This window comes from Bremerella sp. JC817 (assembly GCF_040718835.1).
GTDB lineage: Bacteria > Planctomycetota > Planctomycetia > Pirellulales > Pirellulaceae > Bremerella.
In genome coordinates this window covers 394,160-414,172 of the sequence record NZ_JBFEFG010000274.1, presented here as the reverse complement: position 1 = coordinate 414,172, position 20,013 = coordinate 394,160, and the positions used below count along the sequence as shown (strand labels likewise).

Below are 20,013 nucleotides of genomic sequence, written 5' to 3'. Positions count from 1 at the left end.
ACCTATCATCCTACGTCCCGCCAATTATCTTGCCAACCACGAGCCATTTCGCTAATCGTTAAGATCGCGACCTGGCGAATCCGGCAGCACGCACTTCAGTGCGGCCTTTTTGCCCGATTCGATTCGCTAGTTGGAACTCATCGGGAAAGGCCTCGCTGCCGAGGGGATACGATATTAGGGCTCCGCTCGATCATTGGGCGGAGCCGCCATCTTTAGGTTTTTCATCGCGGATTCGCCGGCGTTCAGCCTCCATGGCCTTTTCGGCCTGTTCAGCTTTTTGCTCAGCCAGATCGCGGATCTGTTCGCATTGTTCTTCCGTGTAAGTCCCCATTTCCATGAGGGCATCGGTTTCGATGACCGACAAGTCGTCGTAAGAAAGGAACCCTTCCCCGACCAATTGTTCGGCCACTTCGTCCGTAATGCCTTCAATCGAGCTGAAGCCAGTCACGGCGCGGTCGATCTGCTCTTCGAGTTCTTCGCGGAGCATGATCTCGATATCCCATCCGCACAGCTTGCTTGCCAGGCGAACGTTTTGCCCACGACGACCGATGGCCAACGAGAGTTGATCTTCACGCACCAGGACGATGGCACGACCCATCATCTGGCACAGAATCACTTCCTCGACTTCCGCCGGTTGCAGGGCGTTAGTGATCAGTTCTTGCGGATTTTCACTCCAGCGGACGATATCAATGCGTTCGCCGGCCAGTTCATCCACGATGTTTTTGATGCGATTACCGCGGACACCCACGCACGCCCCGACACAGTCGACGCGCTGGTCGGAGCTGTCGACAGCTACCTTGCTGCGGTAGCCGGGCTCGCGACTGATGTTGCGGATTTCGATCACGTTTTCAGCGATTTCCGGGATTTCCTGTTCGAACAAACGTTCCACGAATCGCTTGTTGGTACGGCTCAGGACCACTTTCACGCGGCTGCCCTGTTTGCGCACTTCGAACACCACGGCACGGACACGATCGTTCGCATGGAACGATTCGCCCGGGATTTGCTCGCTGCGTGGGAGGATTGCTTCCACATTGTCGAGGGTGACGATCGTCGCGCCCCCTTCGGCTCGGTGCACGACGCCATTGACCATCTGGCCGATCAGGTCGTCGTACTCTTCGTGCAGCGCATCACGTTCCGCTTCACGGATTTTCTGAATAATAACTTGCTTGGCGGTCTGCGCACCGATTCGACCCACGGTTTCTTCCGGGTCCATCGGTACACCGTCGATGTGTCCGCTGATGGTGCCGTCTTTTCGATCGATATTGATCACGACCTCGGCGTCCTCGGAATGGTACTTCCGCGAAGCAGAAACCAATGCCGATTCGATCGCCTGGAAGACGATTTCCTTGTCGATCTTTTTGTCCCGATGAATCGCGTCAACGATTCGCAAGACTTCAGACGGGTTCATGAGTCCTTCACTTTCAACGATAGGTGCTGCCTGGGCGTCATGGTCGGCGTGAGCCGAATCTTGCTGACACCTGGGCAGGCTTACTTGCGGTCCCGGGCACCGCGGTTTTCCAAATTGTAAGTCGATCTTAGTTGCGTCCAACCGACGCTAAACGCAGACCTGTTTGTCCATCGAACCAATGCAGCCCTTCCTCGCGGAAGGCAAGCGGAGTTGGTCGATCGGTCAGGCCATCTGCCGAAATCGTGGCTTTCGCCGTGATTCGCGGTGCCTGGTCCCCTGCGTCTGGCAGGCCTGGGAGCCGAATATGGACATAAGCCACATCTCCCAGCGATTCGACCAGTTCGACCTGGCCACGTCCCGCAGGGAGGCAACCGGGGGAAGGTTCCTCGGCTAAAAGGATCGCTTCCGGTCGAACGCCAAGGACAATTGTCCTCGAACTGCTTGGTTCCCACTCGGGACGCTGGTTGGCTGACATTTCCAATGCGATTCCGCCGGAGCGAAATTGGAGTCGGCCATTCTCCTCAACCAGCTTGCCCTCGAGCAAGTTCATGCCAGGCGTTCCCAAAAAGCCGGCCACAAACCGATTCGCGGGTTTGTGATAAACCTCGCTCGGTGGCCCAACTTGTTGCAGAACTCCCTGATCCATCACCGCGATCCGGTCTCCGAGCGTCATCGCTTCGACCTGATCGTGAGTGACATATATCATCGTCGCACCAAGGCGACGGTGTAGTTCTTTAAGTTCTCTTCGCATCTCGACCCGCAGTTTGGCGTCGAGATTTGAAAGGGGTTCGTCAAACAAAAAGGCAGCTGGCTCTCGTACAATTGCACGACCCAGGGCTACCCGTTGGCGTTCCCCACCCGAAAGCTCCCGTGGATAACGGTCCAGCAGTTTGCTAATCCCCAGCGTGCCAGCGACCTGGTCCACACGTTGCGGGATCTGTCGAAACTGCTCGTCACGCCGGGCGGCGCTTTCGGCATCGTTCCAATGTCGCCACATGCGGGAAATAAAATTCCCTCCGTAGCGAAGCCGCAGTCCGAACGACATATTCCGTCTGACCGTCATATGGGGATACAACGCGTAGTTTTGAAAAACCATCGCGATATCCCGATCTTTCGGCGAGACGTGGGTTACGTCGCGGTCTCCGATCGTGATTTCACCACTCGAAACTTCCTCTAGCCCGGCAATCATCCGTAAGGTGGTCGTTTTTCCACAACCACTAGGACCCACCAGGACGAGAAACTCTCGGTCGGCGACCTCTAAATTCAGCTCGGAAACAGCAGCGACCGCGTCGGAAAATCGTTTGCTAACTTGATTTAGAACGACTCTCGCCATGGTTGCCTGCTGCCGCTTTCGCTACGCTCGTTTACCAAACGGAAAACGGCTCTCGCAATGAAAGCCGTCCTACACGCTGAACTTAGTGGCAGTCACAATCCCGCTAAGATATCGGCTGAACCGGTCAGTGTCAACCAACACTAGTGCTAGCCAGGCCCCTGAAAACTGGGGTGGCACTCGACTTAGACGCCGCGAATCGCGATTGCCGAGGCCTGACCTTGCGGGCTAAAGTTCAAACTGACGAACACCCCGTCCGCAGCGATTTCTTGCGAATCGGCCTGAATGTTCAGCTCGCATTTCGGGTCTGGAGTGCTGTAGCCAAGGGTTCCTGGCAATTGCTTCTTTTGCATTGCCAGCAGGCTGCCAATTACTTCTATGACGCCACTACCTGCCCCGAGGTTACCAAAATAGCTCTTCATCGCGACCACGGGCACGGTTTTTACAGAATCGCCAAGAAATTCTCGCAGTCCTTCCGCTTCATCCCAGTCAGACTGCTGACTTCCCAGGCCATGGGCGTTGATGTGGCCAATATCGCTGGCACCGATCCCTGCGTCGCGGCAGACCATGTTCATTGCATTGACGATGGCGGCTGGGCGATTCGGGCTGCGATCGGCGTTCCAGCCGGTGCAGATCGATTGGCCGATGACTTCCCCCAGGATCTTAGCGCCGCGGGCTTCGGCATGCTCCAGCGATTCCAGCAGCAACGCCCCTGCCCCTTCGCCGATGATCATTCCCTTGCGATTCAGGTCAAATGGCAGGCATTTGCCGCACGATTCGTCCGTTCCCTTGGCGATTGGATCCTGCAAATACGAGTGGCAGGTGCGTGTTTCGTGCACCCGGGTGCCGGTCGAGCCAGCGACGATCACGTCGGCATGGCCGCGGGCGATGGTCATCATCGCTTCGCCCAGGGCAGCGCCGGCCGAGGCCTCGCGAAGCGTAATCGAGTTGTTGGGGCCGCGCATATCGTTGAAAATCGCGATATGGCTGGCAGGCATGTTCGGCAGGTATTTAAGCAACCACAGCGGATTGACTTCGGGCAGGCCCTTTTCAGCCCAGACCTCAAAGTCGAATTCGCCAGCATCGTTGATGCACGCGGCGGTCGCTTTGTCGAACTCTTCGGGCAGGGTCATCATGTAGTCCGAGCCGTAAATCACACCACAACGTTCCGGATCGAAGCTGCCGCTGGCCAGGCCGCCATGCTGGAGGGCGCGCTGAGCGGCGGCCACACCCATCTGGATTTCGCGACACATGACCTTCAGGTTCTTGCGGATCGAACGCATGGCGTTCTTGTCCACATCGCCGAAGTCGGCAATGTTGCCGGTGAATTCACGTGCTTCTCCGGCATACGGAGACGGCAATGCTTCGCCGGGCAGGCTCTCAATCTTGCGGATGCCAGAAGTGCCTGAGTCGAAAGCGTTGGTAAAGGATTCCAGGTCCATCCCAAGAGGACTGATCTGGCCCATGCCGGTAATGACTACTCGTCGCGATTGCATTCGTACGCCTATCGACACCTGGCAGCATTAGGCTGCCCTTGGTGCTGGGAATTCTTAATGGTGACCCAAAATTTTAGGACACCAGGGCGGGACTGTCGATGGGAGCCACCCGCAGTTACCCGAACGGTAGAGGTGCCCGCAACGGCCCTAATTTAGGCTCGATCGGTCGATTTTGAGCCCCAAATTGTGGTCAACCAAGGTGGGTGACGTTGGATTTCAAGAGAATCGCACGAGAAGCCCAAGGATCGGCCTCTCGCACAGGCAATAAGCAAGGTAGCAGCTGGTATTTGTTCGGGAGCGTCGATTAATAGCGGCCGCGGCTGTCGATGGCGGCTGGCTGAGCTGTTGGTACTGGGGTGCCGGCCCCGGTTTTGGCGTCCCCTTTGAATTCAACAAACATCAAGCCGTCGGCTCGTGGTGGCGATTGTGGAAGGAGCGGAATCGACGGAAGTTGGGGCGACGTCGCAATGCCGGACTGAGGCCGAGCCACCACTCCGCAGCTGATCAGCAGGACTTGTTCCGATGGCCAGCGGAAGCGTTCGTGCAAACGCCAGCTCACCATTTGCGGAATCTGGATATCGACTGCCTGGCGACCGGTGCCCGCCGTCGGGACATCGACATCAACGTTTACGAATTTCTCGACCTGGTCGACACTGCACTTCAGCACTGCATCGATCATCCGGTCGTCTGGCGTCAGCAGTGGGCTGACTTCCATCGAGAAGCCTTCTTCGATCTGGTCCGATTGCAGTTCATACCCAGGGAAAGTCTGCGTAGCGCGAACGCCTCGGACGAAGACACGTGGCTGAAGCATCGCAATCGTGCTCGATTGACCGTTGTGGATCAGCAGGTCCGCGGCGTGATGCTCGCGGAAGTCGCTTCTCTGGCGAAGTTCGCTCAGCAGAATCGCGGCGTTTTCTTTGCTCATCAACCAGGCTTCGATGCCGGGAGTCTTCACTGAAACTGGCTGCATCATGCGATACGCAAGGCGACGCCAGTTAGGGCTTTTCACCGTAACCAGGCGAACGCCCAGCTTTTTGACTTCGGCCTGGCTGTCGACAAACTTGGTAACGACGTCGGTCACGACTTCCTGCATCTGAGGCGTGTGATAGACCCGCAACGTGTTCTTGTTGGCGTGCAGCATGCCGAGTGGTTCGCCGAACCAGACGTCGGTGCCGGTCTCGCGCAAGATCCAGTCGATGATCGCTTGTTCCGGCTTGGCGGTGGTGGTCACGCGACTGGTGTAAGGGGTCAGGTCGTAATCGCGCCAGACCTGGCCGGCGTCGTTAGGAAGTTCTTTCAGGCCCGATGTGACCTTCAGCAAAGTGCCGCTTTTCGAGACGTTTTCAGCCGGCGGAGTCGTTGCCGCAGGGGCGGAAGGTGCTGAGGCGAAGTTGGCTGGCTGGACGGAAGTGTCGACTCGGCTCGGTACCGAAGCGCCCGGATTTCGCCATTGCAAAGAGGAATCGGAGGCACCACTGGGCGACCCGCCGATAGGCATCGGTTGCGGTTCGGCTTGAGCAAACGCAATGGTCGTGGTCAAAGCGACCAACAAAATGCTGAAAAGGCAACGCCGTGCCATGGTTCAATCCTCCTTGATTCGACGTGAAATAAGTCTCGCCGATTCCCTTCGTTGGCTGAGACAATTCGTCGAAAGTCGCCGGAGTATAGGAAGGCGCACAAACGACAGCAAGACGAATCGAAGATTGCTACGGCATCGTTCGTAGCAAGCCGGCAATTTAGAGCAGTTCGTTTAGCCAATCGTCCTCTTTTTTCGGTGAAGACGCGGCCGTGCCGGGGGAAGAAGTGCTAGCAGGTTTTCGGCTTGCAGGTTTAGTCTCAGCGAACAAATCGATATCCGCTTCGTCTTCGAGGCTTAAACGCTGTGGTTCGGCGACCGGCGACTTGGGTTGCGGGCGAGATTCCGCCACCGGCTTGGCGATCTTTTCGCTGACGCCCTGCGCTTTGCCAGGGTCGCGCGTGACCTTGGCCGATTTGGTAAGTTGCTCTTTCTGAAGTCGTTCTTCCCGTTTGGGATCTTTGAAAGCACCGATGCGTTGCATCAGCACATACCAGCCAAAGACCATCAGGCCGGCAACGATCAAGCCAATCACTGTGCCAGCAATCACGCCGAAGAAGAACCGGGCCGCGATCACATCGATCAGTCCCATCATCGCCAGGCAAGCGGCCGAGGCGTAGACGACTTCCCGAGGAGTGGCGAGTTCGTGCAGCTGACTCTCGAAGAGCCGCTCCAGGCGAGTCTTCGGTTCCTTGCCGGCTTCCAGGGCCTCGGTTGTCAGGTCCTTGAAGTATGCCTCGAGCTTCACGTGATAGCCGCACTGCTTGCACAAGTACTCGCCGGCCGGCAGATGGCCACCGCATTTCGGGCAGTCTTGATCGCGCGGCTTATCGTCGTCCTGAGCTTGCGGGGCATAGGTCGGCTCGACGGGCTTCGCCAGATCGTCGAACTTGGGACGTTGCACTTTGGTTTGGCTTAAACACTTCGGGCAGCGGATCGTTTGACCGATCAGCCGTTCTTCGGCCCGGATGCCTGCACCACAACAAGGACACGTAACGCGAATCATGCTCGCCAGAAACCCTGCAAAGAGAAAGAAGATGCCCACATATGATCTTTTCCCAATCTGCTCGAAAACGCAAGGATTTCCCCTAGGTCTCCCTCTTTTGGCCTATTTGCTGCCGAGACCGACGAGCCTGCGAACGACGCGTCCCGCGGCTGGCTGGATTTCGATCGACCGGTGACCGGGCAGCCATTCCCCTGCGCTGCGGTTAAAACTCCAGGGCAATGTTCGCCGTCAGGCCTTGTAGCAGCAAGTCGTTATTTTGCGGGCCGGTGGCATCGGTGAAGATCTGGCATTGGTCGAGCCAGTCGTTCAGTTCGTACCCGATGCTGCCGCTCCAGGCAGAATACTTCCAGTGAACGCCGACGATCGCTTGAAACGCCAGCGAACTGAAGTCGCGCTCGTCGACCTGGATTCGCTGGGAGGTGGTCATCGTCGATCCGCCTTGGGTTTTATTCGTCGAGGCCAGGTCGGGGACGTCCCAATGCCCTAGCAGGTACGAAGCATAGAACTTCGCCATCAGGTCAACCTGGCACCGATCGGTTTGCAGCAAGGCGTAGTGGTTCTCGATCCCAACCTTCGGGCCAATTCCCCAGAAGTTGCTTTCCGCCGTTTCGATCACGTGCACGTCGGTGGGGGTGCCCGCATCGCTATAACTGGCTTGGAACTGCGTGTGGAACGATTGCCGAATGATGCCAGCTCGTACACCGATCACCGGACGAATGGTCAGCCACGAAGCGATTTCCATCGGAACGCCGCCATCGAGGTCGATCACGTCGTAGTTGATCTGGGCGTCGATCTGCCCGGAATCGAAATAGGTTTTGGGGGCCGGCGGCTGCGAATCTTTCCCGCCAAGAAAGGCGGAGGTCAGATCGCCGGTCGCGGAATCTTCCGTATCGGTCTGGAAGTGCGTCCAGGCCAGCGTCGGCGACCAGTCACCACCAAGCGAACCTCCCACGCGAAAGCCGGGCGAGAAGTCGTACGTGGTCGATTTGTAATTGATGTACTGGTAGACCGGCAGATTGTTGGTGTCGAGCACCCAATCGACCGGCTCGGTCACTTTCCAGTACAGCAACTCACCGAAGGTTTCGGCGGCGTGTACTGGGGAGACCATCCCCAGCAAGCAGATCAGTACGAAACTGCAATACCGCATACACCACCTTGGAAAGTCAAATCGCCATGCATCGACAGCTGCTGGAAAGTCAGCATCCGCTGTTGATTGGCCCACCACTGCGTTTCATATCCCACCTCGGCCACGACATCGAGCTGACACGGAAGCTTCCACTGCATCCCGAAGAACGACTGTAGCATGACGGTGCCAAGCTGCGAATCTTTCATGCTGGTCGTGAAGGCCTCGTAACCGCTGCCAGGCGTGCCGCCATCGGTTCGTTGGAAATCGTCGGTCACGTTCCAGGTTCCATACAGCATAGCGCCGTTGACTTCGCCCACCAGGCCCAACGAGCCACCGCCAGGATTCCAGCGCACGGCCACGCCAGCGGTGGGACCGATACCGAAGAACTCGTGGCGAACACGTTCGGTGGCGGTGATCAACGAAAAGAGCCCGGTCCAATGGGAGGTGACATCTTGATTGATCACGGCCGCCTTCAGACCGAACTGGGGACGAACGAGCCAGTTGCATCCCATTTCAATATCGTGGCCAGCCTCGAAATCGAAGCTCGTGTATTTGATCGACCAGTCGACATCCGCGCCAAAGAAGTCGGTTGAATAGCCACTGACGAAACCACTGAAGAACTCGGGAATCACCAGGTTGAAGCCAGATGGAATCGAAGACTCTTGCGAGGTGGAAAAGTGCGTGGCGGAAACCTCGACGTCCCATTGCCACTCTGGCGGAGCCAGATCGATGCCGGCTCGGATGCCTGGCGACCAGCCGAACTCGACGTTCGTCGCGCCAAAGGTATCGGCCAGGTTCAAATCGCTCGCCCAGATCGACGATGTTTCCGCCGAGGCATGCCAGATCAACGCCTCGGCAAAAGGCGTAACTCCCTCGGCAGCAGCCGGCAGGCAACTGGCAAGCAGGAGGATCAGGGATGCAATACAACGGTTCATCAGCGATTAAAAGCTCAAGCCAATTTCCAGGAGGCCACCTTGAACCGACATCAGGTTGTTGAGTCGGCCCATGTTGTACGAATAGAACTGCATTTGATTCAGCCAGACCTGAGCTTCGTAACCCAGTCGCAGGCGAGTCGTCACGCGACGCCCTGGCTGTTCCCACTGCAGACCACAAGAGAGCCGCAGCATTGTGGCAGCGCCGTGGATGTCTTCCGAGTTGATTGCAATCGTTGATGGCGTGAGGATCGTCGTCGACGTCAGCCCATCGGTTTGAAAGACATCGCTGAAGGTCCAGTTGCCATACATCAACGTCGCCGACGGATTGAAGTAGGCGGTCACGCTGTGTGATGGCGTGATCGATATCGGAGCGATGGCGTGAATCCCCAGCGTGGGACCGAGACCCCAGAAGTCTTGCTTCAGTTTTTCGGTCGCGCTGCTGTAGAGGTAGGTATGCGAAGATGAGTCGATCGGATCGTGCCAGGTCGAGTCGATATTCTGCCTAATCACGGCCCCTTTGATGCCGACGTATGGACGCAGTGCCAAGGCGGAACTGATGGCGAGCGTCTTCCCGAATTCCAGATCGAGCGTATGAAACTGCACGTCCCAGTCGAGGTCGGCGCTGCGGTAGTTCGGACCAAAGGCGGCGCCGTCGGGATTGTCGGCGTAGAAGTTCCCCAGGAACGCGGAGTAAACCACGCCGGCGGCTTGCGCGGTGGCGGTCGTGCCGAAATAGGTGTAGCTGAGGGTGGCCTGAACCTCTTCCGCCGGATGCTCGATCTCGAGCCCAACCCTTAGGCCGGCATTCCAACTGAAAGGAGCTTCGACGAGCGACGCTGTGCCATAGAGGCTGCCGGAACCAAGCGGCGTGATCTCTTGGGCCCAGTTCTCGGCGCTCCCTTCGGTAAGCTTCCATGCCAACAGTTCGGCGAAGGGTGTCCATGTGCGAACGGGCGCTGTGTCGGCGATCGAGGCGACTTCCTGCCAGGCCAGCGACTCATGCGTGTCCCAGGGAATTTCTTCAACTGTTTGGGCCCACAAGGGATTGCCGGCAAGCATCGCGATCGTCATCGCAAGCAGCAGCGACCAGCGACCGCAGCCAATTGGCTGGGCACGATCGTTCGCGATCTCAGGATGCCGCGGCATCTTGCAGGAAGTGTGCTGCATGACGTACCAGCCAGTGGCCGGCGAGATTCGACCTAGCGGCGAGTGGTTTCTCAGAACCGGTCTCGCGGGAGACTTCCATGCGGCAATGCCGCCGGCAAAGTCCCTTTAATCGTTAAAGTCGACTGGTCATGTGCTGCGACTGCAGTGAAAGATCGAGGGCAGTCTATTTTGCGTGGCGTCCCCTGCCCTGCTAGCGGTGATGGCTTAATCGAGTTCCAGCGAAACGTCGTCGTCTCGCCAGTCACCTGCATTCGGAATTCCGTTCGCGCCCCAAGAGATGAGTCGCACCTTGCCGTTGGGCAACTGCTTGTAGCCCCACTGTTCGTTGGAGTGAGGATCGGCCGGCAGTTCCTTCAGCAGGTTGGGTGTCAGTTCGCTGAGTTGCTTTGGGTAGGCACCATGCTCTTGGCGATAGGCCACTAAGGCGAAACCTACCAGTGTGAAGTCGCGACGGACCGAGCCGCGATTGTCGGTATGCACACGTTGCCACAAATTGGGTCGGCAGCCCATGGCAACCGCTTCGCCGATCCAGCGACTGGCTGCTTCTCGGTTTGCCATCAGGCTGTCATATAGCGAAGTCTTGTCGGTGTCGGTTGCCTTCTGCCACTGGGCCGCTGCGGCATCGAGTCGACGGATCTCGGCGAGTTGAGCTTTCGGATCGGTCATGCCCAATGCGGCAACGATCTTGTCTTGTATCTCGTTGGTTCGCTCGAAGGCAAGCTTCCAATCGATATCCGCGCCGCGTAGTTTGGCGAGATCGGCCTGGCGTTCCATCGGATCCCAATCGAAGAAGGCGAACAACGCTTCGTCGCTGTCGCGCAGCATTTCAATCTCGCGATGCATCGTTAAGCGTTCGCCGATGTCGGCGGCCCGGACATCGCTGGGGAGACGTGGCATCTCTTGCAGCTTGGCAAGGTACTGCTTGGCTTGGTCGGCCGAAAGCAGTCCACTCCGCAGCATCGATTGTTCGCTTCGGAAGGCAAACGAATCGGCCCAGTGAGCCTTCGCCAGCGACACATCCAGCGGCGAACCATTCGCCAGAAGATTGGCCAACTTGTGGGCGGCCATCAAGTCGTTCGTCGCAGAGTCGAAGTCACCGGTCGCCAGCGATCGCATGGCACGCTTCGCCAGACAGTGGGCCATGTAGGGCAAGCGATATTCGAGGGTGTAGGAAGCACCCATCAAGCTCGGAGGGGTTTCTGCCGAAAGGATTGGTGCGTAATAGTGCGGCAGATCGGCGATCGCGACCAGGCGATCGAGTTGCTGTTGATTGGCATCGAAGTAGGCAGACAACGCCGGAAAGTCTTCTGGCTTCCAGGGATCGCCGGCGGTCATATGAAAGTCGGTTTCGAGTTGCTCGAGAAAGGCCTGACGCTTCTCTGGGTTATCGCGATGCTTTATTCGCGCGAACGGCTCGAGGTAGATCATTCGCGGCGTATCTTTGTCGAACGATTCGATTCCCAGCATCTGCAGCGTGGTGTCTCGCAGTTCGTCTTTCAGGACTTCCGCTCCGAACAACTGCACCAGGTGAACGGCGGCGTTCAGGGCTGGTTCGACATTGCGTCCCATTTGCTCGTTCAGCTTCCGCGTTGCCCCTTCCACTGCCGCTGGAATTTGAGGTTGGGTCAGCTTCAGCCCAGGCAGTGCGAGTTCGTCCGCGTGCGTGGTATGCAATGTCAGAAAACCAAAGACCAGCACCCAGGCAGCGAGATACGTCGTACGTGAGATCATAGGATGGGGCCCCGAAGGACAGATGAGATAGCGAGGATTAAAGCGGACGGGAGAACAGGACCAGTGTGGGTCACGCTTGGGGATCTATCTTACACGGAATGAATTGACCCTGGCGAATAGAATCTGAAAGGGTGGTGGTTGCCCGCCCCCTCTGAAGGATGAGGTTTGCGCCAGATTTCGTCCGTATTAGCCCCAGGATTTCCATCAGGATTTCGGCTCGGGAGGAATAACGTGACGGATCTTCATCACGCGGTCGTGGATCTCTTGCATCGCACTGCGAACAAATTCTCCACGCTGCCTAAGCATGACTTCGTTGACCGAAAAGAAAGGACCAACGGTGCGGCCTTCTACCTCCAGGTAGGTGCCCGGTTCGTTTTCGTGCGGATTGCGTTTCTCCCAAGCGACAACCGCTTGTTCTGCTTCTTCGTTGCATGTTTCGAGCAACGCGGCTCGGGCATCGGCGGTGAGGGCCTGATCGTTGGAGTACTCTAGCGAGGCGAGCAGTTCTCGCCGGCTCCACGGTTTATTGATCACTGCCAATAACGCCGCGACATCGATACGATTGCACGGAATCGAAGAACGAAGCCCTTTGCGAATCAGCGACAACGCGTGCTCTGGGGCGTACTCGAGCGCGAGCAGCGCCCCTTCTCCGATCTGGGTTCCGCCGCAGTCAGGCAGCGACTGAACGACCTGGTCGATCTTATGTTGATGCCGAAGCAAAAACGTCTGAGCTCGCGTCCAGATATAAGGCTGCGGGACCTGTCCGTCGGGGCGAATACGACGTGTCAGGGCAAAGACGGCCGGGCACCACTGCGGATCGTCTTGCTGCGCGATGATATCGATCGCGGCGGACGTGAGTCCCGATGGTTCTCCTTCGAGTGCCGCTGAGATGTCTTGTTGCGCATCGCCAAGATCGGCCAGGCCTCGCAGGACATCAGGAGACCGAAAGTTAGTCATCGCGCGAAGTTCGCTTCTGCGTAGCTCCACACACGCTTTAGCCCTCGGACCGGTGATCGCTTGTAAGGCTGGTTCACCTTCCGCCATCGCATCGGCCGAGAGCCAGTCGCCGATGATCGCGGCCAGCATCAAACGATCTTCGCGAGCCCACTTCTGACAGAACTGGTCGATCGAGTCTTCGTACTCGACTACGTCGTCGGCCAAACGCAGCGGATGGGTGCTTTCATCCCGCAGTGGCACCAAGACGCCCAGCCGACGCAGATTCTCGAAGAACAACGAAACGGCTTCCTGTGAAGGGTGTAACTGCTGGAGCCGTTGTTCAGGTGGCTCGGCGTGGCGGAGTGAATTCAGGTAGTGCTCAAAGAAGTAGGTGTCGAAGTAGTTCGCCGAGCCATCGTGGAAATCGACGTCGATGGCGTCCCCATTCACCTTATGACTTAAGCAGCAGCCGCAGCCATGGAAGAAGTATTCCCATTCTGACATCCCTGGCAGGCTACCTCGTCGTGGATGATCTTCCGGGTGCCCGAGCGAACCCATTTGGCCGATTGCCGCGATGTTGCCATCCAAGCGGGTCTCGACCATCGTTTGCACCCACTGCTGCCGGCGACGATGACGCATTAAGACAATCAGTCCCCAAGCCTCCCACGGCGAAGGCAAGGTCCCAGGAGCAGGCAGACGCGTCAGGAGTTCCGGTAGATCGACCCCGTCCGATTCAGATTGAATGGCCTGATCGATAGCGGCAAGCAGACGTTGGATCTTCTCGTGCATGGTGTAAGGTAAGGGCAAACGGGAACTGCATCATTGCCATGGGTATCTTGTAGCATACTGCTGGCCAGATGATGAATGCTACCGGAATTGCCGCGAAGCACGTCGGCGGCTGACCACTAAAGGTGGACGATTGCCGGGGAAAGGTTCGGCAAGAAGCACCAAGAGCCTCGCACCTGGGTGCGAAGCTCTCGGCGACTTGGGTGGACGAGGCGCGACGGATCGAGTTACTTCGACTTCTTCAAGACGAATTCGATTTTGTTGTCGCCAGCTTGAACGTCGATTTCACTTGGTTCGATTTGCAAACCGGTGAATGGGCTCGGAGCTTTGTTGGCGTTCTCGCGGGTATCTTCTGGCAGCGGAGCGCTGTAGCGAACTCGCTTCTTGCCCGGAACGACGCCGTCGGAATCGCCGTAGGTGCCGGCGCTGAACGTGCCGTCTTCGTTGATCCGAGCCGCGGCAGGCTTGCCAGTCATCTGGCTGTCGCCGCCGGCGATCGGAGTGAAGTCGATGGTCCCTTCTGTGACCGGTTGGCCGTCAAAGGTAACGGTGCCATGCACAGGCGCGGTATCGAAAGCGCCGCTAGGGCCGCAGCCGACGAGCGAGACAGAACTAAACAGGATCAGATGGAATAAAAGTATGCGATTCATCTTGCAAACATTCTCAACGGGATGAACAGGAATAACCACGAATTGACCCGGACGAATGCAGAGGCGGCATCGGCCCAGGGCAACAAGACCTGCTCGAGCGGCGTACGACCGCTCGATGAAGGGAACGTTCGCTGACGGTCTTCGGCGAAGATGGTCGGCGATAGGCCGTGACAAAGTCTTACGAAACTTGCCACGGCCAAATGGACTTAGAAGAAGTTGCGGTCAGGCGACTGATTCCGCAGCGACAATTAATAGCCGCCGATAATCTGACCGTCGTTACGACCAGCCATGTAGCTGTAGATGTCGGTGTTGATGTTTTCGCTAACGAACTTCACCGAGCCATCGCAGAACACGAACTGAGCACCGCCTGGGTGTTGGCTACCGAAGCTTTGGTCGGAAGCGTCGCCCAATCGACGGTTGATGTAGAACTGGCTGTTGGCCATACGAAGCACACCGCCCAGACGACGCATCGCACAGCAGAAGCCGTTAGCGCCGGCCCAAATCGGAAAGCGAGTGTCGGTGACGTTGCTGGAGGTGACGTGTTCCGAAACGGAGACTTCGCCGATCGCGATCGTGTTGCTGGTACCGTCGGTGATGTCCGAGAAGCGACGCATCCAGGTTTCGGTGTTATTGCCATCGGCACCGAACACACCATTCTGCGAAACGCCCCAGTAGTTGCGACCGAGCGAGCCTGGCGACTGGCCGCCTTCCACACCGGTGTTCCAGGGATAGGCATTTGGCATGTTCGCAGCGGTGCCACCATAGTTGGAGCCCATGCAGCCGAGGTAGTTGCTCTTGGCGTAACCGTTATCTTCCTTCTCGGGCAAGATATCGCTTGGGCAGACAAACGCCTGGATCAACTGCGTCGCGCCACCTTGGCCGGCGACGGTGCCGCCCGTGTTGGCGTTGACCACGGCGGTTGGATTGGTGGTGCTGGTCGTGCTGTCGTAGGTATCGACATTGATGTGCGTGCCCGACTTATAGACCAGGTAAGCCGGTGGCGAATTCGCGGCCACGCGGGTCGTCATCATCTGGTAAAGATTGTCCTGCTCGATGTAAGGGAGCAGATAAACGGCCCAGCCCCAGTTATTCATGTCGTCGTCGGTGGTGCCGACGGGGAAGGCGTTATAAGTGTCGTGGAAGTTGTGCATGGCCAGACCAAGCTGCTTCAGGTTGTTCGAGCAGCTCATTCGTCGAGCCGCCTCGCGAGCCTGTTGCACGGCTGGCAGCAGCAATGCGATCAGAACGCCAATGATCGCAATGACCACTAGAAGTTCAACTAATGTAAAACCGGAACGATGCGCACGTGAATTCATGGGGAATCCTAGTCTTCAGAGTCGTAAGACGAACAAATTAAAACGACAATCTCCTTATTTTGTGATGGCTGTGGCTAACGGCTCAACGGTTAACCAAGCCCTGCTAATGATTTGCAAGAAAGCAGAAATTTGGCTGGTGCAAAATGCAAATCACTGCCTGGACCCGTGATAAAAATGAACGGGGAAATTTAGTTTGCTTGCGAAGACTCGCGTGCAAACCGCTCTATTAAGAATGGTGGTAGTTTCCGTAACCCATTGGCGGGAAACGTCACCAAATATCCGCCGTTGGCGAGCGGTAGATCGCCTTTGAGAGTGGCGGGTGAGCGATCGATAAGAAGTAGTTCCGCCAGGTGTCGACGAAAAAAGGCAGACCAACTGGCCTGCCTATCTGTATGTTCGATGTAAGGACGTCGAATGCTTTTGTAATAAAATTTGTGGTGGTCGCCGTGGTGAGATTACGGGAACCAACTTTGGCCCAGCAATTTTTGTGGTATGGATTGGCCTAGCGAGAGGAATGGAACCGATCGATGACTTTCCGCCGAGGACGCGCGTGATGATTTCTCTACGAACGGCCGGCCTGGTCGACTTGCCACGGATCGAGGAGTTGCGGGCTTTGGCATTCGAGTCGAATCGTTCTATCTACAGGCCGATCGCTTCGGCAACGCAAGCTTTGCCCGTGGCGCGTGGCACCCGGGTGGAAGTGATTGCCACTCTCGTCGGAGTCGATGTTGGTGTCGTCGGGCTTTATTGCGATCCGTCCGAACCAGAGGTTCTCTGCATCACTGGTTTGGGAGTCGTGCCATCGATGCGGAAGCGTGGCGTTGCCCGGAAGTTGATTGCATTCGCCCTGCAAATGGCGAGAGAGAATTGCCATACCGCAGTCAGCTTGTTCACGATTCGTGAGACGGGCAATGTGGGGCTGTTTGAGAAAATGGGGTTCGCTGTCGTTACTGAGAGCGAGGCGAACTGGTGCCGAAGCGAAACGTTTGACCGCCTGCATGAAGTGACCATGAGGCGGTCCGTTTAGTTCGTGACACGATCCGCTGAGAGAGCTTACTCAGCGTATTCCTTGGCGATCACGCATGCGTTGTGGCCGCCGAAGCCAAAGCTGTTGCTCATCGTGTAGCAGACCTTGCGGTTCTTCGCTTCGTTCGGCGTGTAGTCGAGATCGCAAGCAGGGTCTGGGTTCTTCAGGTTGATGGTCGGCGGAATAATGCCTTCGTTGATCGCCTTAACGCAGGCAATCAGTTCGATACCACCACTGGCACCCAGCGAGTGACCGAGCGAGCTCTTGGTGCTCGAGACGGCCAGCTTGTAAGCGTGATCGCCGAAAACGGTCTTCACGGCGATGGTCTCGGCCTTGTCGCCTGGAGGCGTGCTGGTGCCGTGAGCATTGATGTAGTCGATCATTTCCGGGGCCAGCTTGGCGTCGTTCAACGCGTTTTGCATCGCACGAGCAGCACCGCGGCCTTCAGGATCTGGCGAAGTGATGTGACCACCGTCGCCGCTGCAACCGAAGCCGACCATTTCGGCCAGGATGTTCGCACCGCGAGCCTTGGCATGTTCGAGTTCTTCGAGCACGACAACACCAGCACCTTCGGCCATGACGAAACCATCGCGATCGATATCGAATGGCCGGCTGGCACGAGTTGGGTCGTCGTTACGCATCGAAAGGGCCTTCATATTCGAGAAGGCGCTGATGCCCATCGGCGTGATACCAGCTTCGGTACCGCCCGAGATGACGACGTCCGCTTCGTCGTATTGGATTGCTTTGATGGCGTCGCCCAGGGCGTTGGTGGCACTGGCACAAGCAGTGGCGACCGTGAAGTTCGGGCCACGCAGTCCATAGCGGATCGAGAGGTTCCCACCGGCGGCATTAAGCATGAGGCGCGGAATCGTCATCGGCGAGACGCGATCGGCACCCTTGGTCAGCAGCTTCTCGGTCTGCTCTTCGATGGTGGCGATGCCGCCCACGCCCGAGCCAAGAATCACGCCGCAGCGGTAAGAGTCTTCCTGCGAGAAATCGAGGCCGGAGTTTTTCACGGCGTCGATTCCAGCGACCATTGCAAATTGCGAGAAGCGATCGAGACGCTTCTGCTCCTTCGAGTCGATGTACTCGTCTGGCGCCCAGTCACCAATATCGGCGGCGAATTTTACCTTGAATCGGGAAGAATCCAGGATAGTAATTTCATGGATACCGCTCTCTCCCGCAATCAACTTGGACCAGAACTGATCCAGTTGGCAGCTTAGCGAGGAGACAACTCCCATTCCGGTAACGACAACACGACGCTTCATGATTCTATGAACGCTAGAGTACTGGCGGGAAGGATTTGATGAGCCAATTAGGAATTCTTGGCTTCTTCCAGGTAGTCAATCGCCTGGCCGACGGTTTCAATCTTATCCGCGGAATCTTCCGGGATGTCGATATCAAATTCTTCTTCCAATTCCATGACCAGTTCGACCATGTCCAAGGAGTCGGCACCCAGGTCGTTCACGAAGGAACTATCACGGGAAACCTTTTCCTTATCGACACCAAGCTGGCTCGCAACAATTTCGATTACACGCTCTTCAACCGACACGACGTGTCCTCCGTTTTGGGGCAAAGAGACCGATAAGCTCGGTCCTCTATGGTGACCTAAGTTGATTTTTTATGAAGTTTCAAGCTCAACAAGATAGATGACCCAAGTAAAACGGGTCAAGGTGGACACCACCCGATCCATCTTAAATTTCCGGAAAGACGCTCTTAGTGAAAATACATTGTCTAAGTCAATGTCACTAAAGGCGTTTCCACGGTTTGCTAGCCCGTCATACCGCCGTCGACAGTCAGAACCTGACCGGTGACGTAGGCGGCATGGTCGCTGGCCAGGAACAGGACCGCATCAGCGATCTCGGTTGGTTGGCCCATGCGTTTGGCTGGAATGCGTTTCTTGACTTCGTCTTCGACTGCCGGGCCCAGGGCCTTGGTCATGTCCGATTCGATGAAGCCAGGGCAGATGGCGTTGATGGTTACCTTGCGGCCAGCCAGTTCACGGCTCAGGCTGCGTGTGAAGCCGATCATACCAGCTTTGGATGCGGAGTAGTTCGTCTGGCCCGGGTTGCCCATGATGCCCGAGACGCTGCTGATGTTGATGATTCGGCCAAAGCGAGCTCGCATCATGTATTTCGAGGCGGCTCGCGAGAACAGGAACATGCCACGCAGGTTCGTGTTGATGACCGTATCCCATTCTTCGTCGGTCATGCGAGGAAGCAAGTTGTCGCGGGTCACGCCGGCGTTATTCACCAGGATGTCGACCTTGCCCCAGTCGTCTGCGATCTTGTCGATCAGCTGTTCAACGCTTTCACGCGAGGTGACGTCGCAAGGGAAAGCTTCGGCTTCACCACCTGCTTCTTTGATGGTAGCGACGGTCTGAGCCAGCTTGTCGACGCTACGGGCGACACAGGCGACCTTGGCACCACGCAGGCCTAGGCCAATGGCGATCTGCTGACCAATGCCCTGCGAAGCGCCGGTGACGACGGCCACTTTGCCGCTCAGATCAACAGGGAGTGCGTTCCAGACAGTGTCGCTCATGGGAATCTAGCCTAACTAAGTTGGTTCAGTGAGGGGTGGTTAGTTGGTGAGAGAGCTTTAGGCTTCCACGCCGGTGAAAGCCACTTTGCGATTGATTCGCTTCATCAGGCCACGCAGCACCTTGCCGGCACCGATTTCGTAAAATTCGTCGAAGCCTTGATCGAGCAGGTATCGCATCGAGTGTTCCCAGCGTACTTGCGAGCAGACCTGTTGCTGGAGCAGCGATCGGATCTCTTCTGGATCGTCGTGCGGCTGGGCGTCGACATTGGAGATGACCGGGATCTTTGGGGCGCTCAGCGTGACGTTCGCCAGAGCGGCGGTCAGCTTCTCGACGGCGGGGCGCATGATCTCGGTGTGGAACGCCCCGGCGACAGCCAAAGGAATGACCTTCATTGCCCCGCTCTTTTCAGCGATCTCGGCTGCGCGTTCGCACGCAGCGTTGGTGCCGGAGACGACAATGTTGCCTGGGCAAAGCAAGTTGGCGATTTGCAGAATGCCATCTTCGCGAGCTTCGTCACAGATCTTTTCGACAGCATCTTGTTCCAGGCCAAGAATGCTCACCATGCCGCTAGGGACGGCATCAGAGGCGGCCTGCATCGCTTCGCCACGTACCTGAACAACCTTCAGGGCGTCCTCAAATTCCATCACGCCAGCGAACACCATGGCGGTGTATTCACCCAGGCTGAGCCCTGCGGTCGCTTCGGCCGATAGCAGAACGTCTGGCGTCTGGTCACGCAGTTGTGCCAACGCAGCAATGCTGGTGACAAACAGCGCGGGCTGGCTATGAACGGTCGAATCGAGCTTTTCAGCCGGACCTTCAAAGCAAATCGCAGCCAGGTCGTAGCCAAGGATTTCGTTCGCTCGATCGAAGTATTCCTTCGCGGCCGGCAACGTGTCGTAGAGGGACTTCCCCATTCCGACGGTCTGTGCGCCTTGTCCAGGAAATAGGAATGCGATCTTGCTCATCGCGTGCGTGTCCTTC

17 protein-coding genes are annotated in these 20,013 nt (G+C 57.2%); 1 reads left to right on the top strand and 16 read right to left on the bottom strand.

Annotation, left to right across the window (positions count from 1 at the left end):
• Positions 1 to 190: 190 nt before the first annotated feature.
• From nusA to AB1L30_RS15810, 12 genes are all read right to left on the bottom strand, one after another.
• Positions 191 to 1,408 (bottom strand): transcription termination factor NusA, encoded by a 1,218-nt coding sequence (gene nusA / locus AB1L30_RS15865; protein ID WP_345086395.1) that lies wholly within the window; start codon positions 1,406 to 1,408, stop codon positions 191 to 193.
• A gap of 127 nt (positions 1,409 to 1,535) precedes the next feature.
• Complete coding sequence (locus tag AB1L30_RS15860; protein ID WP_367014399.1) at positions 1,536 to 2,741, bottom strand: ATP-binding cassette domain-containing protein; 1,206 nt, start codon at positions 2,739 to 2,741, stop codon at positions 1,536 to 1,538.
• 182 nt (positions 2,742 to 2,923) lie between these two features.
• Positions 2,924 to 4,234: a beta-ketoacyl-[acyl-carrier-protein] synthase family protein gene (locus tag AB1L30_RS15855; protein WP_367014398.1), complete on the bottom strand. Its 1,311-nt coding sequence runs from the start codon at positions 4,232 to 4,234 to the stop codon at positions 2,924 to 2,926.
• 304 nt (positions 4,235 to 4,538) lie between these two features.
• Positions 4,539 to 5,813, bottom strand: coding sequence for a hypothetical protein (locus tag AB1L30_RS15850; RefSeq protein ID WP_367014397.1), 1,275 nt, complete (start codon positions 5,811 to 5,813; stop codon positions 4,539 to 4,541).
• Between the two features lie 157 nt (positions 5,814 to 5,970).
• Positions 5,971 to 6,816, bottom strand: a complete 846-nt coding sequence (locus AB1L30_RS15845; protein WP_367014396.1) for a hypothetical protein — start codon at positions 6,814 to 6,816, stop codon at positions 5,971 to 5,973.
• Between the two features lie 202 nt (positions 6,817 to 7,018).
• Positions 7,019 to 7,963 carry an Lpg1974 family pore-forming outer membrane protein gene (locus tag AB1L30_RS15840; protein WP_367014395.1) on the bottom strand — a complete coding sequence of 315 codons (945 nt, stop codon included), beginning with the start codon at positions 7,961 to 7,963 and terminating at the stop codon, positions 7,019 to 7,021.
• Positions 7,939 to 8,877 (bottom strand): Lpg1974 family pore-forming outer membrane protein, encoded by a 939-nt coding sequence (locus AB1L30_RS15835; RefSeq protein ID WP_367014394.1) that lies wholly within the window; start codon positions 8,875 to 8,877, stop codon positions 7,939 to 7,941. Before AB1L30_RS15835 ends, AB1L30_RS15840 begins: the two co-directional genes overlap by 25 nt.
• A gap of 6 nt (positions 8,878 to 8,883) precedes the next feature.
• Entirely contained in the window at positions 8,884 to 10,044 is a 1,161-nt protein-coding gene (locus AB1L30_RS15830) for an Lpg1974 family pore-forming outer membrane protein (protein ID WP_367014393.1), read from the bottom strand.
• Positions 10,045 to 10,248: 204 nt separating this feature from the next.
• Positions 10,249 to 11,775 carry a hypothetical protein gene (locus AB1L30_RS15825; RefSeq protein WP_367014392.1) on the bottom strand — a complete coding sequence of 509 codons (1,527 nt, stop codon included), beginning with the start codon at positions 11,773 to 11,775 and terminating at the stop codon, positions 10,249 to 10,251.
• A gap of 204 nt (positions 11,776 to 11,979) precedes the next feature.
• A complete protein-coding gene (locus AB1L30_RS15820) occupies positions 11,980 to 13,500 on the bottom strand; it encodes a hypothetical protein (protein ID WP_367014391.1) in 1,521 nt (506 codons plus the stop codon).
• A 224-nt stretch (positions 13,501 to 13,724) separates the two neighbouring features.
• Positions 13,725 to 14,147, bottom strand: coding sequence for a hypothetical protein (locus AB1L30_RS15815; RefSeq protein WP_367014390.1), 423 nt, complete (start codon positions 14,145 to 14,147; stop codon positions 13,725 to 13,727).
• Between the two features lie 248 nt (positions 14,148 to 14,395).
• Positions 14,396 to 15,463 carry a DUF1559 domain-containing protein gene (locus AB1L30_RS15810; protein WP_367014389.1) on the bottom strand — a complete coding sequence of 356 codons (1,068 nt, stop codon included), beginning with the start codon at positions 15,461 to 15,463 and terminating at the stop codon, positions 14,396 to 14,398.
• A gap of 553 nt (positions 15,464 to 16,016) precedes the next feature.
• Here AB1L30_RS15810 and AB1L30_RS15805 point away from each other — a divergent pair.
• Complete coding sequence (locus AB1L30_RS15805) at positions 16,017 to 16,490, top strand: GNAT family N-acetyltransferase (protein ID WP_367014388.1); 474 nt, start codon at positions 16,017 to 16,019, stop codon at positions 16,488 to 16,490.
• 26 nt (positions 16,491 to 16,516) lie between these two features.
• Here AB1L30_RS15805 and fabF read toward each other — a convergent pair whose 3' ends face one another.
• The 4 genes from fabF to fabD all read right to left on the bottom strand — a co-directional run bounded on the left by fabF (position 16,517) and on the right by fabD (position 19,997).
• On the bottom strand, positions 16,517 to 17,758 hold the full coding sequence (fabF, locus tag AB1L30_RS15800; protein ID WP_345086369.1) for a beta-ketoacyl-ACP synthase II: 1,242 nt from the start codon (positions 17,756 to 17,758) through the stop codon (positions 16,517 to 16,519).
• Positions 17,759 to 17,805: 47 nt separating this feature from the next.
• On the bottom strand, positions 17,806 to 18,066 hold the full coding sequence (gene acpP, locus AB1L30_RS15795) for an acyl carrier protein (RefSeq protein WP_199188718.1): 261 nt from the start codon (positions 18,064 to 18,066) through the stop codon (positions 17,806 to 17,808).
• A 194-nt stretch (positions 18,067 to 18,260) separates the two neighbouring features.
• Positions 18,261 to 19,031: a 3-oxoacyl-[acyl-carrier-protein] reductase gene (gene fabG, locus AB1L30_RS15790; RefSeq protein WP_345086365.1), complete on the bottom strand. Its 771-nt coding sequence runs from the start codon at positions 19,029 to 19,031 to the stop codon at positions 18,261 to 18,263.
• Between the two features lie 57 nt (positions 19,032 to 19,088).
• The gene (gene fabD, locus AB1L30_RS15785; RefSeq protein WP_367014387.1) at positions 19,089 to 19,997 is read right to left on the bottom strand and encodes an ACP S-malonyltransferase; all 909 of its coding nucleotides are present in this window, start codon (positions 19,995 to 19,997) and stop codon (positions 19,089 to 19,091) included.
• Between the last annotated feature and the right edge of the window lie 16 nt (positions 19,998 to 20,013).

Bases quoted from the DNA above. Each gene is read 5' to 3' on its own strand.
- AB1L30_RS15855 (WP_367014398.1), bottom strand. From the start codon at position 4,234: ATGCAATCGCGACGAGTAGTCATTACCGGCATGGGCCAGATCAGTCCT.
- AB1L30_RS15840 (WP_367014395.1), bottom strand. From the start codon at position 7,963: ATGCGGTATTGCAGTTTCGTACTGATCTGCTTGCTGGGGATGGTCTCC.
- AB1L30_RS15835 (WP_367014394.1), bottom strand. From the start codon at position 8,877: ATGAACCGTTGTATTGCATCCCTGATCCTCCTGCTTGCCAGTTGCCTG.
- fabD (WP_367014387.1), bottom strand. From the start codon at position 19,997: ATGAGCAAGATCGCATTCCTATTTCCTGGACAAGGCGCACAGACCGTC.
- fabF (WP_345086369.1), bottom strand. From the start codon at position 17,758: ATGAAGCGTCGTGTTGTCGTTACCGGAATGGGAGTTGTCTCCTCGCTA.
- AB1L30_RS15850 (WP_367014397.1), bottom strand. From the start codon at position 5,813: ATGGCACGGCGTTGCCTTTTCAGCATTTTGTTGGTCGCTTTGACCACG.
- nusA (WP_345086395.1), bottom strand. From the start codon at position 1,408: ATGAACCCGTCTGAAGTCTTGCGAATCGTTGACGCGATTCATCGGGAC.
- AB1L30_RS15860 (WP_367014399.1), bottom strand. From the start codon at position 2,741: ATGGCGAGAGTCGTTCTAAATCAAGTTAGCAAACGATTTTCCGACGCG.
- fabG (WP_345086365.1), bottom strand. From the start codon at position 19,031: ATGAGCGACACTGTCTGGAACGCACTCCCTGTTGATCTGAGCGGCAAA.
- AB1L30_RS15845 (WP_367014396.1), bottom strand. From the start codon at position 6,816: ATGATTCGCGTTACGTGTCCTTGTTGTGGTGCAGGCATCCGGGCCGAA.
- AB1L30_RS15825 (WP_367014392.1), bottom strand. From the start codon at position 11,775: ATGATCTCACGTACGACGTATCTCGCTGCCTGGGTGCTGGTCTTTGGT.
- AB1L30_RS15820 (WP_367014391.1), bottom strand. From the start codon at position 13,500: ATGCACGAGAAGATCCAACGTCTGCTTGCCGCTATCGATCAGGCCATT.
- AB1L30_RS15810 (WP_367014389.1), bottom strand. From the start codon at position 15,463: ATGAATTCACGTGCGCATCGTTCCGGTTTTACATTAGTTGAACTTCTA.
- AB1L30_RS15830 (WP_367014393.1), bottom strand. From the start codon at position 10,044: ATGCAGCACACTTCCTGCAAGATGCCGCGGCATCCTGAGATCGCGAAC.
- AB1L30_RS15815 (WP_367014390.1), bottom strand. From the start codon at position 14,147: ATGAATCGCATACTTTTATTCCATCTGATCCTGTTTAGTTCTGTCTCG.
- AB1L30_RS15805 (WP_367014388.1), top strand. From the start codon at position 16,017: ATGATTTCTCTACGAACGGCCGGCCTGGTCGACTTGCCACGGATCGAG.